Source organism: Mycobacterium sp. ACS4054 (assembly GCF_001667275.1).
Classification (GTDB): Bacteria; Actinomycetota; Actinomycetes; order Mycobacteriales; family Mycobacteriaceae; genus Mycobacterium.
Window position 1 is genome coordinate 31,401 of record NZ_LZHV01000006.1, and the last position, 16,566, is coordinate 47,966.

Consider the following 16,566-nt stretch of genomic DNA (forward strand, 5'->3'; position numbering starts at 1 on the left):
CTTCCCCCCTTACGCGGTGGTGGACTCGTCGGCCAGCTCGAGCGCCTCGCGCTGGATCCGGTCGAACTGCGCCCCCATCGCCTCCGAGAGCGCTTTGGCGCCCGACAGCGGCCGCACCATCACCATGAAGTCGTCGATGAGCCCGTCGTCGTCGAAGTGCAGGAAGTCGCAACCGGTGATCTTGACGCCGGGCGCCCCGGCGATCCCGGTCTCGAACACGAAAGCGTGGTCGCGCCCGCCGTCGTCGTGGATCTCACGGATGTAGCGGAAGTCCTCGAAGATTCGCAATACGCCGCGCAGGATCGCGGCGGTTATCGGCTTGCCCACGTAGGGCTTGAAGGCCACCGGGCTGGTGAACACGACATCGTCGGCCAGCAGCGCCTGCATGGCCCGCTCGTCACGCTCTTCGACCGCCTTGCGGAAGGGATGCATCCGCCCACCTCACATTTCGTTGGGAAGTGCCGTTGACGCTATGCGGTGGGATCTCACATGTCCATAGTGCGATTAATCACTTTGTTGATTAATCGCGCCGTTGTAGCATCTTTGGATGTCGCTGCGTGACGCGGTACTGGCCGCCCTGCTCGAGGGCGAATCGTCCGGGTACGACCTGGCCAAGGACTTCGACGCCTCGGTCGCCAATTATTGGATGGCCACCCCGCAGCAGCTGTACCGGGAACTCGACCGGCTCGCCGACCAGGGGCTCATCCAGGCGCGGCTGGTGCACCAGGAGCGCCGGCCCAACAAGCGCCTCTTCTCCCTGACCGACGCCGGTCGCGCCGCGATCGGAGAGTTCACCGCCAAGGCGCCCAGGCCGTCGGCGATCCGCGACGAACTGATGGTGAAGGTCCAGGCCGCCGACGCCGGGGACGCCCGCGCCGTGCGCGAATTCATCGACGAGCGCCTGCAATGGGCGACGGCCAAACTGCAACGCTACGAACGGTTACGGGCGCGGGTGCTGGACGGACGTGACGAGGAGGAATTCCTGGCCGAGGCCGAGCGCATCGGCCCCTACCTGACGCTGCTGCGCGGAATCGCGTTCGAGGAAGAGAACATTCGCTGGGCCAGCCGCGCGCTGGCCGTCATGGAACATCGCCTGTCCGCGCGGGCCGAGGAGTGAGCCGACGCCGACCATGGCGCTCGACCGCTATCTCCAGGCGAAGACCGGTTGCTCCAGCTCGTCGACCGGGTCCGGGCGGCCTTCGAGGCCCAACCACCGCAGTTGCAGCAGCACGGCGCCGGTGGGCGCGTGAATCAGGTCGTTTCCCAACGGGATTTGCACCACCGGGCGCGGGCTCTCCGGGATGGTGATGAACCGCGGTGAATCGGCGCGCTGCAATTGATGCAGGCCCACCCGGTACACCGCCACCACCTCGTCGGGCGCCGGCCGGGGATCGAGGCGGCCGCCGCCCCAGATCACGACCGGGGTGATGACGTACCCGGACCGGGTCGGGTAATCGTCCAGCAGCCCAAGCACCGTCGAGGCGGCCAGGGCGACGCCGACCTCCTCGCGCAATTCCCGCAGCGCCGCGTCGACGGCGGTCTCGCCCGGGTCGAGGCGACCGCCGGGCAGCGCCCATTGCGCAGCGTGCGAGCTGAGGCGAGACGCCCTGCGGCACAACAGGAACGCCGCGCCACCGGACACGTCGACCATCCGGCCGTCGAGGCCGTGCGCCGGCATCCCGCGGTCGCCGTTCCACTCGTCCACCGGCGCCGGATCCACCCGGTCCTCGCCCGGGGTCGAGTCCACCAGCACCACGGCCACCGCCGCGTGGCGCTTCGTGGGGTCGGTGACCTCGCGACGGTGATGGCTCGCCAGATGGCCGCCGATCCGCTCACGCAGCGCCTCGTCGTACGGGATGGTCACGAGTTCGAGACTAAGCGCAAGGCCGAGCCCCGATGTGGTTGACTGCGACCGTGCAGAGGAACCCCCTACTGGCCCGGCGCTTCTTCGACCGCTTCGAACCGGTGCACGCGGTGACGTACTTCGCGCCGGAGGCGCGGGCGGCCCTGGACGGCCTGGGTTACCGCGGATTCTGGATGGGCTATTTCGCCGCCCGCTCGGCGCCGCTGGGGATGGTGCCGCGCGAGGTCGTCACCGCCGTCTTCTACAACTTCGCCCCGGAGCGGGTGGCCAAGGCGCTGCCGGCGGCATGGCACATCGCCGGCCCGGACGCGGCGCTGCGCGCCCGGCAGGACTCGGCCGTCGCGGCGCTGCGCCGGTACGGGCTGGAGTCTGTCGAAAGCGTCCGCATCGCAGCGGAATTGGCGGGGAAGGCGGCAAGACTGGCGCCGCTGGACGGGCGTCCGCTGTTTGCCGCGAACTCGGCGTTGCCGTGGCCCGACGATCCGCTGGCCGCGCTGTGGCACGCGACCACGCTGTTGCGCGAGCAACGCGGCGACGGTCACGTGGCGGTGCTGGCCGCCGCCGGCATCTCCGGTCGGGAATCCAACGTGTTGCACGCCGCGGCGGGCGGGGTGCCGCGCGAGTACATCGCGCGCACCCGCGATTACGACGAGGCGGCGTGGCGGCACCACGAGCAACGGCTGGCCGATCGGGGGCTGCTCGACGCTGACGGGTCGCTGACGAGCGCCGGCCGGGAACTGAAAGACCACATCGAGCGGTCCACCGATGCGCTGTCCCTGTCGGCGCTCGACGCGCTCAGCGACGAGGAGGTGGAAACGCTGTTTCGGGCGCTCACACCGATCACCCGCGCCGTGGTGGCGGGCGGCGACGTTCCCGGCCTCACGCCGATGGGGTTGCGCCGCGACGAATTGCACGACGACAGCGCGCATTTGGCTTCCTGATGGCTGCGTGCCCGTGCCGGCGCGTTAGCCTGGCCGCATGAGCAACCAGCGGATACCCGGCGGAGTGGTACACAAGCTGCCCGCGGACCTGCGCGAGTCGCTGATCGGCAATGCCACGGCACTGGCCGCGTGGAACGACATCACGGCCTTGGCCCGTAACGAGTTCATCTGCTGGGTGGAGGACGCCAAGCAAGACGCGACCCGGCAGCGTCGCATCCGCCGGACGCAGGAGGAGTTGGAAGAGGGCAAGCGCCGGCCGTGCTGCTGGCCGGGCTGCAAGCACCGCGAGCGCACCGGTAAATAACTGTCAGCGGCTCAGCGGCTTGTAGAACACCAGGCCGTTGCCCTTGTTGTCGTAGACCACGGCGCGGCGTTCGTGTGCGTCGTCGTACGGACCCTTGACGATGCCGCCGCCGCTGGCCTCCACCGCCTTGGCCGCGGCGTCGACGTCGGCGGTCTTGATGCCGACGACGACCTGCCCCGGGATGGGATGGTCCACCGGGGTCGCGAGGGCGAGCGTGACGGGCCCGCCGTCGAGGGCGGCGAAGTGCGCTCCGTCGCGGAATTTCAGCGCCATTCCCAGGGTCTCGCTGTAGAACCGGATCGACTCTTCGAGGTCATCGGTCGACAGGATGATCATCTTCACTTCGTGCTCGCTCACGGTGCCTCCTCTGGCCGGATGGCATACAGACTAGGCCGCGGGAGCGGGCGAGCGGTCAAGATCAGGTCCGGCCGGCCGGAATCACCTGTCCGTCAAGGTAATCCATGGGCGGCCCGTCCCCGCGCCCGGCGTCACGGTCGGCCACCGCGGTGGCCAGAGCGGTGCCGCCCTGAATGGTCCCCACGATCTCCACGTGGTCGTTGACCGTGAAATGCGAAGCGACACCGGCGGGTTGGCCCCCGCCATGGCCGATGAGCGCGGTGTTGGGGGTGACCAGGTAGGTCTGGGTGTACCCGTTGGCGCTGCGCGCGGTCACCGAGCCCGGCGACACGGCGATCACCGTGCCCTCCTGGCGCACCGACTGCGAGGCCACCGGCGGCTCCTGGCTGGCCTCGATGGTTCGCTTCTGGCCGTGCGGCGCGTTGAGCAGCAGTGCCGCACACGCCGCCGCGCACAGCATGGACGCCGAGGCGACTTCGCACACCGCCGCGACACCCGACCCGCGGCGCGCGGGCCAGCGTACCGCCGAACTTTGCTCCGGCGTCGCGGGCATCCGATATTTGGCAGCCACGATCAGTCCTCCCCTGCGGTTTTGCGCCGACGAATGCCGACGCGCACCGAGTCAGGTTGTTGCTCGTGGATTTACCCCGGGGGCGAAGCTGATAAACCGCCCCGGGTCAGTCATGTGCCGCCCGCACGGGCGGCGGCGTCGTCAGCCCTTGGTGAGGGTGAACTGCGCGACGTCGGTGTAGCCCTCGCGGAACAGGTCGGCGCAACCGGTGAGGTATTTCATGTACCGGTCGTAGACCTCTTGGGACTGGATGGCGATGGCCTCGTCGCGGCGCGACTCGAGCGCGGCCGCCCAGGTGTCCAGCGTGCGCGCGTAGTGCGGGCGCAGCGGCTGGTAGAGCTTGAGGCTGAAGCCGGCGCGGGTCGCCTGCTCTTCGACGGTCTTGGCCGCGGGCAGGTCTCCCCCCGGGAAGATCTCGTCCATGATGAATTTCATGAACCGCAGTTTCGTCATGGTGATGGGCAGCCCGCGCTCTTCGAACTCCTCGCGGCTGGGCTGAATGATGGTGTGCAGCATCATCACACCGTCGTCGGGCAGCGCCTCGTAGGCCATCTTGAAGAAGTCGGGGTAGCGGTCGCGCCCGAAGTGCTCGAAGGCGCCGATGGACACGATGCGGTCCACCTTCTCGTCGAACTGCTCCCAGCCCTGCAGCAGCGCCCGCTTGCTGCGCGGGCTGGGGTGCTCGTCGAGGCGGCGCTGCACGTGCGCCTGCTGGTTGCGGCTCAGGGTGAGGCCGACGACGTTGACGTCGTACTGCTCGAGCGCCCGGATGATGGTGGTGCCCCAGCCGCAGCCGATGTCGAGCAGGGTCTGGCCCGGTTGCAGCCCGAGCTTGCCCAGCGAGAGGTCGACCTTGGCCAGCTGTGCCTCTTCGAGGGTCATGTCCTCGCGCTCGAAGTAGGCGCAGCTGTAGGTCCGCGTCGGGTCGAGGAACAACGCGAAGAAGTCGTCGGACAAGTCGTAGTGCGCCTGAACGTCGTCGAAATGCGGCTCTAGGCTCACGGGCTCGCTGCGGTTCTCGGGCACAAACAACCTCTGACTTTGGTGGATTTTTTCCCGCGTGCGATCGCGGTCGATCGACATGCTGACGCCCCAGTGTATCCGCACGGTTGGCGAGGCCTTTCCCCACGTCGCCCGGCCGGTTGACTGGCCCGCCCCGATGGGACAACATGGCCGCGAACCGTAGCGGGTGAGAAAGGCGGGGCGCCGCGATGGCCGACATCACCATGTTGATCCTCGCCGACCACGAGTGGTTCCGCGAACAGTTCGCCAAGCTGGACTACTTGCAGGCGCAGACACCGGTCGACGAGACCGCCCTGGCGCGGGTGTGGCGCCCCCTCGCCGACAAGCTGGACGTGCACGCCTACATCGAAGAGAAGATCTTCTACCCGCAGCTGCTGAAGCGGGGCACGCAGGACGCCGAGGGCGAGACGCTCGACGCGATCGGGGATCACAACGACATCCGCGACGGCGTGCGCGACGCCAACGCCGCCCGGGTCGGCAGCGAGCAGTGGTGGGCGGCGGTCGGCCGCACCCGCGAGGCCAACGACGAACACATGGGGGAGGAGGAGCGCGAGGGGCTCTCCGACTTCCGCCGCGCCGCCCCCGCCGGCCTGCGCGAGGCGTTGGGCCGGCAGTACAGCGAGTTCATGGCCGAGCATCCCACCACCAAGGGCTTGCCCATCGTCGACCGGGACCCGCAGCGCTACGTCGAGGATGTCGAGGCCACCGCGCCGCCGAAGGAGCGGTCCGAGCCGAAGGACTTTTCGCTCCGCATCGGCAGCCTGAAAGGTCAGTGAGTTCGGTCGACCAAGGCCCGGTGGCTACGATCGGCCCCCGGTCAATTCCGACGTACAGCCGGTTGGGAGTGAGAAGTGTTCGGCCCGCGAGACTTCTGGGTACGCAATCGGGCGATGAACGCGCGACCGCGCCGGACGAAATGGGCCCGCGACGAGATCCGGGTCGCCGACCCGGCCATGCGCCAAACCATCATGGGCACCGCCATCGGCAACTTCATGGAGTGGTACGACTTCGGTGTCTACGGCTACATCGCCACGACCATCGCCCAGGTGTTCTATCCGGGTAAGAGCGTCAGCGGTGTCCATCTGATCGCGACCTTCGGCACGCTGGCGGCGGCGTTCATGGTGCGCCCGCTCGGCGGCTTCATCTTCGGCCCGCTCGGCGACCGCATCGGACGGCACCGCGTCCTCGTCGTCACCATCCTGATGATGACGGTGAGCACCACCGTGACGGGCCTGCTGCCGGGCTACAGCGCCATCGGAATCTGGGCGCCCATCCTGCTCGCCATCGCCCGCATCTTTCAGGGCCTGTCGACCGGCGGTGAGTTTGTCGGGGCGATGACCTATCTGGTCGAGCAGGCCCCGGACCACAAGCGCGGCATGATGGTGGGCTTCCTGCCGATGGGCAATCTGGTCGGATTCGTGCTCGCCGGGGGGATGGTCACCGCGCTGCAGAGCTGGCTGCCCGAGGACGACTGGCTGGCCTACGGCTGGCGGATTCCGCTGCTGCTCGGCGCGCCCTTCGGCCTGTTCGCGCTGTTTTTGCGGCTGCGACTCAAGGAGTCGTCCGCCTACCAGAACGCGGCCGAGAGCGCGGGGCCGCCGGGCGGCGGGCGGCAGCAATTCCGGCGCACGGTGCTGGACCAGTGGCGCGGCCTGCTGATCTGCGCGGCGCTGGTGCTGACCTCCCAGGTCGCCGACTTCATGCTGACCGGTTACCTGCCGACGTACCTCAAGCTGTTCGTGCGCGTCGGCCACACCGCCGGGCTGGTGATGATCGTGGTGACGCTGGCGATCCTGATGGTCACCGTGGTGCTCGTCGCCGCGCTGTCCGACCGCATCGGCGTCAAACCGATCATGTGGACCGGCTGCGCACTGTTGATCGTGGGCTCCATTCCCGCCTTCCTGCTCATGCGCTTCGGCGGCATCTACCCGGTGATCTTCCTCGGGGTGCTGCTGATCGGATTGATGGAGCTCTGCTTCGACAGCACCGCACCCGCGATGCTCCCGGCCCTGTTTCCCACCAGCGTGCGCTACGGTGCGCTGGCCATCTCCTACAACATCGCGATATCGGCGGTGGGCGGCACCACGCCGCTGATCGCCCAGGCGCTGGTGTCGGGCACCGGCAACGTCATGGCGCCCGCCTACATGATGATCTTCGGTGGCCTGGTGGGGGCGGTCACGTTGGTGTTCACGCCCGAGGTCGCCGGTAGGCCGCTGCCGGGGTCCGGGCCCGCGGTGGAAACCGAACAGGAGGCGCGCGCGCTGGCCGACGACGTCAGCTAGCGACGTTTATTTTTCGCGTCCCTGCCTAATCTCTTTAGGCATGCGGAGCGCTTTTCATCACCAGTTGGGAACGCTAACCCAACAGCTCGGGGCGATGTGCGCGATGGCCGGGGAGGCCATCGCGCTGGCCACCGAGGCGCTGCTGAAAGCCGACCTGGTGCTGGCGGAACGCGTCATCGCCGGCCAGTCGGACCTCGTCGCCGTCGACCACGACGTCGAGGAGACCGCCTTCGCGTTGCTGGCATTACAGGCGCCGGTGGCCACGGATCTGCGCGCGGTGGTGAGCGCGATCCACATCGCCGCCGACGCGCAGCGGATGGGCGGGCTGGCGGTACACGTCGCCGAAATCGCCCGCATGCGTCATCCGCGCAACGCGGTGCCCGACGACGTGCGCCGGCACATCGCCGAGATGGGCGACGTGGCCGAGCACCTGGCCGGCGACGCCCGCGAGGTGTTGCTGGCCCAGGATCCGGGCGGGGCGGCGCAGATCCGCCGCGACGACGACGCGATGGACGAACTGCATCACCAATTGCTTGCGGTGCTGATGGATCCCGGCTGGCCGCACGGCGTGGCCGCCGCGGTGGACGTCACACTGTTGGGGCGCTTCTACGAGCGATTCGCCGATCACGCCGTGCAGATCGCCCGGCGGGTCATCTTCCAGGCCACCGGGCAGTAGGCGAAAGCGCCTGCAACCAAACGGCTTCCGTGTGAGGAGCCGCGGCGTGGGTATATAAGCGAGGTGAAGCCGCCTTGCCGCCGCCCCCTCTTCGACGCCCACGTCCTGCAAGGGCCGGCGCGCTGATGGCCAAGCCCAAGGCGGTCCCCGAGGACCTGCGCCGGCTGGCCGCGGCACACGGGGTCGCCACCTCCTACCGAAACGAACGACGCGAACCCGTCGAGGTCGACGCCGACGTGGTGATCCGGGTGCTCGGCCTGCTGGACGTCGATGCCGCCAGCGAGGCCGGCCGGCGCCAAGAGCTGGCGAAGCTGGCCGCGCGCGAGCGCGCCGGCGCCCTGGCGCCCACCATGGCCGTGCGCGTGGGCGGGCGACCGCGGCGGCTGCCCGGGGCCGCGGTGTTGATGGGCGAGGACGGCGACCGGATCGAGGTGCGCGACGAGCTGCCCGCGGACCTGCCCGCGGGCTGGTATCGGCTTCAGCTGCGCGACGGCCAGGAGGCCACCCTGGTGGCCGCCCCGCCGCGGGTGCCGCCCACGCCGGCGACCTGGGGCTGGATGCTGCAGCTCTACGCGTTGCGCTCGGGCCGGTCCTGGGGCATTGGCGACCTGGGCGACCTGCGCGAGTTCCTGAACTGGACCGCCACCGAACACGGCGCGGGCGCCCTGCTGCTCAACCCGCTGCACGCGCCGGGGCCGACGCATCCCGTACAGCCGTCGCCCTACACCCCGTCCAGCCGGCGGTTCGCCAATCCGTTGGCCCTGCGCATCGAGGACCTCGATGCCTATTCCCGCGCCGACCCGGCCACCCGCGCGGAGGTCGATGCGCTACGGGTCTCGGCGACCACCGAGCGGATCGACTACGACCTGGTGTGGGCGGCCAAGCGGTCGGCCCTGGAACTGCTCTGGCGCGCCGAGGGCCGGCCCAGCCCGTTGGACGGCTCGGGCGCCGAGACGGGGTTGCGGGACTGGGCCACCTATTGCGCCCTGGCCGAGCGGCACGGCGGCCGGTGGACCCGGTGGCCGGCGCCGCGGTGCGACGTCGCCGGGCCGGCGGTCACGGCGGCCCGGCGCGACCTCGCGCCCAGGGTCGCCTTCCATGCCTGGGTGCAGCATCGCTGCAACGAACAGCTGACGGCGGTGCGCGACGCCGCCCGGGCGGCGGGCATGGCGCTCGGCGTGCTGCACGACCTGCCGGTGGGCGTGGACGCGAACGGCGCCGACGCATGGGCGCTGGCCGACGTGCTCGCCACCGGGGTCAGCATCGGGGCCCCGCCGGACAACTTCACCCCGCGCGGCCAGGATTGGGGACTGCCGCCGTGGCGGCCCGACCGCCTCGCCGCCACCGGCTACGCCGCGCTGCGCGACATGCTGCGCGCCGTGTTGGCCCACGCCGACGGTCTGCGGATCGACCATGTCGCCGGCCTGTGGCGGCTGTGGTGGATTCCGCCGGGCGACGGCCCGGACCGCGGCACCTACGTCCACTACGACGCCGAGGTCATGCTCGCGGTTCTGGCGCTGGAAGCGCACCGGGCCGGGGCCACCGTGGTGGGCGAGGATCTGGGCACGGTCGAACCGGAGGTGACCCAGGCCCTCGCCGACAACGAGATGCTGGGGTGCGCGGTGTCCTGGTTCACCCGCGACGAATCCGCGGCGGGCGAACCGCTGCTCCCGCCGCGGCGATGGCCGTCGCGGGCGGCCGCCAGCCTGTCCACCCACGACCTCCCGACGGCGGCCGGCTTCCTGCGGGGCGAGCACGTGCGGGCCCGCGCCGACCTCGGCCTGCTCGACGACGTGCCGGGCGAGCAGTCGGTGGCCGACAAGGAACGGGCCGAATGGGTGGAGCTGCTGCGGTCCGAAGGACTGCTCACGAGCCCGGACCCGGACGAGGCGGCGATCATCACCGCGATGCACCGGTTCCTGGCCGCCACCCCGAGCCGGCTGAAGCTGATCTCGCCGTACGACGCGCTGGCCGAACCCCGCCAGCCCAACCTGCCCGGCACGGTCGACGAGTACCCGAACTGGCGGCTGCCGCTGCCGGAAACGCTCGAGGAGCTGCGCGCCGACCCGAGGGTCGCCGAGATCACCGCGGTTTTCCGCGCGTCGTCCTAATCGCGGTCAGGGCTGATTAGCAAGGGCGCACTTCGGCTACTAGGAGATGGGTGTGTGCCGCTTCGCCGGCGCAGCGAAAGGAATGGGGCTGACCATGGAACCGATATCGCCGACCGATGCGCTGTTCCTCATCGGCGAATCCCGCGAACACCCGATGCATGTGGGGTCGCTGCAACTCTTCGAGCCGCCGAAGGACGCCGGGCCCCACTTCGTCCGCGAGTCCTATCAGGCCATGCTCGAGTGCACCGACGTGCAACCGACGTTCCGCAAGCACCCGGCCTTCTTCGGCGGCCTGACCAACCTCGCGTGGTCGTTCGACAAAGACGTCGAACTCGACTACCACCTGCGCCGCTCTGCCCTGCCCGAGCCCGGCCGGGTCCGCGACCTGTTGGAGCTGGTTTCCCGGCTGCACGGCAGCCTGCTCGACCGGCACCGGCCGATGTGGGAGGCCCACCTGGTGGAGGGCCTGCAGGATGGCCGGTACGCGGTCTACACGAAGTACCACCACTCCTTGATGGACGGCGTGTCCGCGATGCGGCTGGTGCAACGCGCCTTCACCCCCGACCCCGGCGACGACGAGGTGCGCGTCCCGTGGAGCCTCGGGCCGCGCAACCGCGGCGGGGACCACAAGCGTCCGTCACTGCTGGATCGGGTGGGCCGCACCGCGGGGTCGGCGCTCGCCCTGGCGCCGTCCACGCTGAAACTGACGCGGGCGGCGCTGCTCGAACAGCAACTGACGCTGCCGTTCCGGGCCCCGCGGAGCATGTTCAACGTCCGCATCGGCGGCGCCCGCCGGGTGGCCGCGCAGTCCTGGTCGCTGGACCGGATCAAAGCGGTGAAGTCGGCGGCCGGGGTGACGGTCAACGACGTCGTGCTGGCCATGTGCTCCGGGGCCCTGCGGGCCTACCTCCTCGAGCAGGGCGCCCTGCCCGACTCCCCGCTGACCGCGATGGTGCCGGTCAATCTCCGCAAGGCCGACGACGACCGCGGCGGCAACCTGGTCGGCACCTTCCTGTGCAACCTGGCGACCGACCTGGACGACCCGGCGAAGCGGCTCGAGATCGTCAGCACGTCGATCCGCGACACCAAAGAGGTCTTCCAGCAACTGCCGCCGGTGCAGCAACTGGCCCTGTCGGCGTTCAACATCGGCGGCCTGTTCTTCGGGCTGATCCCGGGCTACCTGTCCGCGGCGTCACCGCCGTTCAACATCGTCATCTCCAACGTCTCGGCCGGTCCCTCCGAGCCGCTGTACTGGCGTGGCGCGCGGTTGGACGGCAACTACCCGCTGTCCATCCCGTTGGACGGTCAGGCGGTCAACATCACGGTGACCAACAACGCCGACAACCTCGACTTCGGCCTGGTCGGCTGCCGCCGCAGCGTCCCGCACCTGCAGCGGCTGCTGGGTCACCTCGAGACCTCACTCAAGGACCTGGAACGCGCCGTCGGCGTGTGAGCGGCGGCTAGGGCCTGGTGGTGTAGTCCAGGCACACCGTCGTGCCGTTGGGGCGCGCGGTGATGGTGCAGTGGTCGGCGAGCGCGTGCATCAACATGATGCCGCGGGACCGCCGCGGATCGCTGAGCCGCCGCGGCGACGGGGGGTGCCACGATCCGCGGTCGCTGACGCACACGCTCACCGATTGGGTGGCGGCGTCGTGGCTCGCCTGCAATTTCATGGTCCCGGCCGAGTCGTGGGCGCGGTACGCGTGCTCGACGCAGTTGGCCAGCGCCTCGTTGACGCCCAGAATGATGTCGTCGCGAACCTCCGCCGGAGCCAGGGTCGCCTCCTGAAGCCACCGGCGCAGGGCGCGGCGCAACTGCGCCGCGGTGACCGCGTCGGCGGCGCCGGCGCAGGTCAATCGCGCGGGAGTGACAACGATGGGTGGAGGGAGTGAGGCCATGCTCAGGGCATACCCAGTTGCGCCGGGGATGCTAACCCGTTCGGCGTCTCGCTTTGGCCACAGGCGGGTACAGGTTCGGAATCAGGCTGCATAACAACGAGATACGAAGGATCGGCATGGAATTCCGCGCATTCATCGAGCCACAGCAGGGCGCCGGTTACGCCGAACAGGTCGCCGTGGCCCAGACCGCCGAGCAGCTGGGTTTTGCGGCGTTCTTCCGGTCCGACCACTACCTGGCGATGAGCGGCGACGGCCTGCCGGGGCCCACCGATTCCTGGGTGACGCTCGGGGCGATCGCCCGGGAAACGTCGAGCATCCGGCTGGGCACCCTGGTGACCTCCGCAACATTTCGGCACCCCGGCCCGCTGGCGATCGCGGTGGCGCAGGTCGACGAGATGAGCGGCGGCCGCGTCGAATTCGGTCTGGGCAGCGGCTGGTTCGAACAAGAGCACCTGGCGTACGGCATTCCCTTTCCGCCGCTGCGTGAGCGGTTCGATCGGCTCAGCGAACAGCTGGCCATCGTCACCGGGCTGTGGACCACGCAGCCGGGTGACACCTTCGATTACGCCGGCAAGCACTACACCATCACCGGTTCACCGGCGCTCCCCAAGCCGGTGCAGAGCCCGCATCCGCCGATCGTCATCGGCGGCCTCGGCGCCAAGCGAACCCCGCACTTGGCGGCGAGCTACGCGGCCGAATTCAACATTCCGTTCGCGCCGATCGACGTGGCCGAGAAGCAGTATCAGCGCGTGGCGCAAGCGGTCGCCGCGGTCGGCCGATCCGACGACTCGATGACCTACTCCAGCGCGTTCGTGCTCTGCGCCGGGCGCGACGACACCGAAGTGGCCCGCCGCGCCGCGGCGATCGGGCGCGAGCTCGACGAGCTGCGTTCGAACAGCCCGCTGGTCGGCACGCCCGCCGAGATCGTCGACAAGCTGGGCGCCTGGCGGGAGATCGGCGTGCGGCGCGTGTACACCCAACTGCTGGACCTGACCGATCTCGCGCACCTGGAGTTGCTCGCGAGCGAGGTTATGCCGCAACTGCTTTGACGCTCTACTGAACGGACTGCGCGTCGGCGCGTTCTTCCTCGAGCCGGTCCTTGCTGCGCAGCAGCCGTAGCAGCGTCACGAACAGCAGCCCACCGATCATGTTGCCCAACACGGTGTAACCGAACCAACCCAGCCAGGTCAGGTAACCGAACGGCGCATCCCCGGTGACCAGCGCGCCGAAGATCAGCAACGAGTCCAGGATCGAATGGAACAACCGCAGCCCCGCGAGCAGGAAGGCGGCGGCGACGGCCGCCGCGATCTTGGCGGGCACGGAATCGGTGCCATGCTGCATCCGGGTCATCAGCGTGATGACCATGCCGCCGAGGATCGCCAGCGCCATGCTCTGCCCGGACAGCGGGGCGGTGGCGAAGTGGGTGCCGGATTCGATGGTCTGCGCGTGCAACTCGGGGAAGCCGGTCATGATCAGCCACATGATCACCCAGCCGCCGACGAGGTTGGCGAACATGGTGCCGCCCCAGAGTTTGCCCAGCTGGCGGAAATTGGCCCGCCTGGCGGCCACGGTCACCACCGGGATGATGAAGCCCTCGGTGAACAGCTCGCTGCGGCCCAGCAGCAGGGCCAGGAAGCCGATCGAAAATGCCAGGCCGGCCAGCAGCGGCCGGTGGGTGGCGTCCAGCACCGACAGATAGGCGAGCACGCCGATCCCCACCTCGGTGCCGCCGAAAAACCCGGTGACCAGGACGCCGCGCCACGTGCGGTGCAGCCGCTGGGTGCCCTCGCTCAGCATCCTGCCGAAGGCGTCCTCGAGCTCGTCCTCGATCGGGCTGTCGGTCTGGCCGAGCTGGCGCTGGGTGGTGTGGCTCATGGTGGATGGCCTGATACCCGTTATTCGGATGCTCGACCATCCGTGTGAGACATCTGACAGGAGCCGGCCGCTCGGGGATTCACCGCCGCGGTCGAAGCACGGGCGTCACCAGCTCACCGGTTTGCAGGTAACTGTCCAGATTGCGGATGGCGAGCAGCGCCATCGCCCGGCGCGTGCGCGCGGTGGCGCTGCCGATGTGCGGAAACAACACGACGTTGTCCAGGTCCACCAGCTCGGTCGGGACGTGTGGTTCGTCGACGAAGACGTCCAGCCCCGCTCCAGCCAGGCCCCCGCCGACCAATAACTCCACCAGCGCCTCCTGGTCGACCACGCTGCCGCGCGCGATGTTGACGAGGTAACCCTGTGGCCCCAACGCCTCGAGGACGCCGCGGTCGACCAGATGGCGAGTGTGCGGGTCGCCCGTGGTGGCCACGACGAGAACGTCGACCGACTCGGCCAGCTCCAGCGGCGACGCGGCGTAGCGAAACGGTGAGCCCTCGATGCGATGGCGGTTGTGATAGGCGATCGCGCAGTCGAATCCGAGGAGCCTGGTTGCGATCGCCGATCCGATGCGGCCCAGACCCAAGATCCCGACCTGCAGGCCGCTGACATCGCGGGCGTACGGGAACGGGCCGTCGCGGACCCATCTACCCGCCCGCACGTAGCGGTCGGCGGCGCCGAACCGGCGCAGGGTCATCAGGATCAGGCCCAGGGCGGTGTCGGCGACCGTGTCCGAAAGCACGTCGGGCGTGTTGCTGACGCCGATGCCGCGGCGCTGCGCCGCCGGCAGATCGATCAGATCCACCCCGGCGCCGTTGTTGACGATCACCTCCAGGTTCGGCAGCGCCGCGATGGTTTCGGCATCGACGCCGGGCGGCCCCGAAGTCACCACGACACGAAACTCGGCCCCGTGCTCGGCAAGAAAGTCGGCCCGCCCGGGGCCGTCGGGCAGCTTCGGGATGTCGTAGCGCGCGGCCAGCTCGGCGTCGAATGTCCGCTCGAACTTGCCGACCCGCACCGCGCTGCTGATCTTTTTCGTCGTCACCCGTCCATCATCGAGTGTCGGCGAAATATTCGAGCGGCGGGCGCCGTTATGTTCCGCGACGGTGTCGGGCATTCCCCCGGGTACCACCTTGAGAACCGTCGCTTCGAGCGACCACTTGCCGAGAGGCGCGAAGACGGCACCGTCCCAAATCTTTTCCCGTTACGCGTGGGAAGCAATCCGGCGATGGCTTGGTTGAACGACGAATGCGCATCGGAGTTGTGTTCCCGCAGACCGAGCTCGGCGGTGACCCCGCGGTCGTCCGCGCGTATGGCGAGGGCGTCGAAGGCCTCGGATTCACCCACATCCTCGCCTACGACCACGTCGTGGGCGCCGACCCAAAAGTCCACCAAGGCTGGGACGGCCCGTACGACATCGATTCGACATTTCACGAGCCGTTCGTCATGTTCGGCTACCTGGCCGCAATCACCTCACTCGAACTTGTCACCGGGGTCATCATCCTGCCGCAGCGACAGACGGCGTTGGTGGCCAAGCAGGCCGCCGAGGTCGACCTGCTGACCGGCGGCCGGTTCCGGCTCGGCGTCGGATTGGGCTGGAACGCAGTCGAATACGAGGCGCTTGGGGAAAGGTTCACCAATCGGGGCAGACGCTCCGAGGAACAGATCGAGCTGATGCGCCGGTTGTGGACCGAACGATCGGTCACCTTCGACGGGAAGTACCACGCGGTGACCGCGGCGGGGCTGGCGCCACTGCCCAACCAACGGCCCATTCCCGTCTGGATCGGCGCGGCCTCCGACCGCGGCCTGGAACGGGCGGGACGGCTCGCGGACGGGTGGTTCCCGATGACGGCTCCGGGGCCCGGCTTGGAGCACGCGCGCGAGCAGGTGGAACGCGCGGCCGCGGCCGCCGGCCGGGACGCGGCCGGCCTCGGGATGGAAGGCCGGGTCACCTGGTCCGGTGATCGCGACAAGGTCGCCGCCCACATCGCGGGCTGGCGCGCCGCCGGTGCCACCCACGTGTCGGTCAACACCATGAACGCCGGGCTCGCGACCGTCGACGAACACCTCGCGGTGCTGGAGCTCCTCGCCGCCGACGCGAGATAGGGACCCGGGAGGTGGCCAACCGCGCGCCCACCAGGCATACTTAGGACACCCTAACTACTGCCGGAGGCGTGATGCGCACCGTCCACCTCGAAACGGTCCTACCCACTACGGCCGACCGGGTGTGGGCGGCCATGCTCTCCCCCGTCACGTTCCTCTACGTCTGCAAAGGCCTGTTCGGCATCCCGGCGTTGAGCGGCCGAGCGGAGCCGCTGCGGTTGGGCGAGCGCGGGACGGCGTTGCTGTTCGCCTTTCATCTGCTACCGGCGTACCGGCACACGATCGAGATCGTGCGCATCGACGAGGCCGAGGGAACGGTTCGCACCCACGAGCACGGCGGAATTCTCCGGGCGTGGAATCACACGCTGCACGTCGAACCGATCGACGGGCACTCGTGCCGGTACAGCGACACGGTCGAAATCGACGCGGGGCCCGCGACCGCCGTCGTGGCGAGGGTCGCGACCGGCATTTTCCGGTACCGGCAACGGCGGTGGCACAAGCTCGTTCGCCGGCACCTGTTGCCTCAGGGCACCGCCTACGCATCCTGAGCCGGCCGACGTG

General features: G+C 69.3%; 19 protein-coding genes. 11 read left to right on the forward strand and 8 right to left on the reverse strand.

Annotated elements, in window-relative coordinates; translation table 11 throughout:
- Positions 1–9: 9 nt before the first annotated feature.
- Complete coding sequence (locus A5730_RS00790; RefSeq protein ID WP_067894261.1) at positions 10–432, reverse strand: nuclear transport factor 2 family protein; 423 nt, start codon at positions 430–432, stop codon at positions 10–12.
- Positions 433–547: 115 nt separating this feature from the next.
- Between A5730_RS00790 and A5730_RS00795 the strand changes: the two genes are divergently transcribed.
- On the forward strand, positions 548–1,117 hold the full coding sequence (locus A5730_RS00795) for a PadR family transcriptional regulator (RefSeq protein WP_067894263.1): 570 nt from the start codon (positions 548–550) through the stop codon (positions 1,115–1,117).
- Between the two features lie 27 nt (positions 1,118–1,144).
- On the opposite strand, the gene A5730_RS00800 is transcribed toward A5730_RS00795, so the two are convergent.
- Positions 1,145–1,864 carry a CoA pyrophosphatase gene (locus tag A5730_RS00800; RefSeq protein WP_067894265.1) on the reverse strand — a complete coding sequence of 240 codons (720 nt, stop codon included), beginning with the start codon at positions 1,862–1,864 and terminating at the stop codon, positions 1,145–1,147.
- Between the two features lie 50 nt (positions 1,865–1,914).
- Between A5730_RS00800 and A5730_RS00805 the strand changes: the two genes are divergently transcribed.
- A complete protein-coding gene (locus A5730_RS00805; RefSeq protein ID WP_067894354.1) occupies positions 1,915–2,805 on the forward strand; it encodes a hypothetical protein in 891 nt (296 codons plus the stop codon).
- 37 nt (positions 2,806–2,842) lie between these two features.
- The gene (locus tag A5730_RS00810; RefSeq protein ID WP_067894267.1) at positions 2,843–3,109 is read left to right on the forward strand and encodes a YdeI/OmpD-associated family protein; all 267 of its coding nucleotides are present in this window, start codon (positions 2,843–2,845) and stop codon (positions 3,107–3,109) included.
- Between the two features lie 3 nt (positions 3,110–3,112).
- Here A5730_RS00810 and A5730_RS00815 read toward each other — a convergent pair whose 3' ends face one another.
- From A5730_RS00815 to A5730_RS00825, 3 genes are all read right to left on the reverse strand, one after another.
- On the reverse strand, positions 3,113–3,466 hold the full coding sequence (locus A5730_RS00815; RefSeq protein ID WP_067894274.1) for a VOC family protein: 354 nt from the start codon (positions 3,464–3,466) through the stop codon (positions 3,113–3,115).
- Between the two features lie 61 nt (positions 3,467–3,527).
- Positions 3,528–4,037: a hypothetical protein gene (locus A5730_RS00820; protein WP_082946655.1), complete on the reverse strand. Its 510-nt coding sequence runs from the start codon at positions 4,035–4,037 to the stop codon at positions 3,528–3,530.
- A gap of 141 nt (positions 4,038–4,178) precedes the next feature.
- Complete coding sequence (locus A5730_RS00825) at positions 4,179–5,063, reverse strand: cyclopropane mycolic acid synthase family methyltransferase (RefSeq protein ID WP_067894357.1); 885 nt, start codon at positions 5,061–5,063, stop codon at positions 4,179–4,181.
- 185 nt (positions 5,064–5,248) lie between these two features.
- Here A5730_RS00825 and A5730_RS00830 point away from each other — a divergent pair, with 185 nt between their 5' ends.
- The 5 genes from A5730_RS00830 to A5730_RS00850 all read left to right on the forward strand — a co-directional run bounded on the left by A5730_RS00830 (position 5,249) and on the right by A5730_RS00850 (position 11,582).
- On the forward strand, positions 5,249–5,836 hold the full coding sequence (locus A5730_RS00830; protein ID WP_067894279.1) for a hemerythrin domain-containing protein: 588 nt from the start codon (positions 5,249–5,251) through the stop codon (positions 5,834–5,836).
- Positions 5,837–6,013: 177 nt separating this feature from the next.
- A complete protein-coding gene (locus tag A5730_RS00835; RefSeq protein WP_067894362.1) occupies positions 6,014–7,342 on the forward strand; it encodes an MFS transporter in 1,329 nt (442 codons plus the stop codon).
- A 40-nt stretch (positions 7,343–7,382) separates the two neighbouring features.
- Positions 7,383–8,018 (forward strand): phosphate signaling complex protein PhoU, encoded by a 636-nt coding sequence (gene phoU / locus A5730_RS00840; protein ID WP_067894281.1) that lies wholly within the window; start codon positions 7,383–7,385, stop codon positions 8,016–8,018.
- 125 nt (positions 8,019–8,143) lie between these two features.
- Positions 8,144–10,129, forward strand: a complete 1,986-nt coding sequence (locus A5730_RS00845) for a 4-alpha-glucanotransferase (protein WP_067894283.1) — start codon at positions 8,144–8,146, stop codon at positions 10,127–10,129.
- 94 nt (positions 10,130–10,223) lie between these two features.
- Positions 10,224–11,582, forward strand: a complete 1,359-nt coding sequence (locus tag A5730_RS00850; protein ID WP_067894364.1) for a wax ester/triacylglycerol synthase family O-acyltransferase — start codon at positions 10,224–10,226, stop codon at positions 11,580–11,582.
- A 7-nt stretch (positions 11,583–11,589) separates the two neighbouring features.
- Here the strand turns inward: A5730_RS00850 and A5730_RS00855 are convergent, their stop codons facing one another.
- A complete protein-coding gene (locus A5730_RS00855) occupies positions 11,590–12,027 on the reverse strand; it encodes an ATP-binding protein (RefSeq protein WP_067894285.1) in 438 nt (145 codons plus the stop codon).
- A 116-nt stretch (positions 12,028–12,143) separates the two neighbouring features.
- Here A5730_RS00855 and A5730_RS00860 point away from each other — a divergent pair, with 116 nt between their 5' ends.
- On the forward strand, positions 12,144–13,076 hold the full coding sequence (locus tag A5730_RS00860) for an LLM class F420-dependent oxidoreductase (protein ID WP_067894286.1): 933 nt from the start codon (positions 12,144–12,146) through the stop codon (positions 13,074–13,076).
- A 4-nt stretch (positions 13,077–13,080) separates the two neighbouring features.
- Here the strand turns inward: A5730_RS00860 and A5730_RS00865 are convergent, their stop codons facing one another.
- Together A5730_RS00865 and A5730_RS00870 are read right to left on the reverse strand one after the other, a co-directional pair.
- Positions 13,081–13,902 (reverse strand): formate/nitrite transporter family protein, encoded by an 822-nt coding sequence (locus tag A5730_RS00865; RefSeq protein WP_067894288.1) that lies wholly within the window; start codon positions 13,900–13,902, stop codon positions 13,081–13,083.
- 79 nt (positions 13,903–13,981) lie between these two features.
- Complete coding sequence (locus A5730_RS00870; RefSeq protein WP_369829842.1) at positions 13,982–15,019, reverse strand: 2-hydroxyacid dehydrogenase; 1,038 nt, start codon at positions 15,017–15,019, stop codon at positions 13,982–13,984.
- A 131-nt stretch (positions 15,020–15,150) separates the two neighbouring features.
- On the opposite strand from A5730_RS00870, the gene A5730_RS00875 reads away from it, so the two are divergent.
- Together A5730_RS00875 and A5730_RS00880 are read left to right on the forward strand one after the other, a co-directional pair.
- Positions 15,151–16,008: an LLM class F420-dependent oxidoreductase gene (locus tag A5730_RS00875; RefSeq protein WP_067894293.1), complete on the forward strand. Its 858-nt coding sequence runs from the start codon at positions 15,151–15,153 to the stop codon at positions 16,006–16,008.
- Between the two features lie 71 nt (positions 16,009–16,079).
- On the forward strand, positions 16,080–16,553 hold the full coding sequence (locus A5730_RS00880) for a hypothetical protein (RefSeq protein WP_067894296.1): 474 nt from the start codon (positions 16,080–16,082) through the stop codon (positions 16,551–16,553).
- The last annotated feature ends 13 nt before the right edge of the window (positions 16,554–16,566 follow it).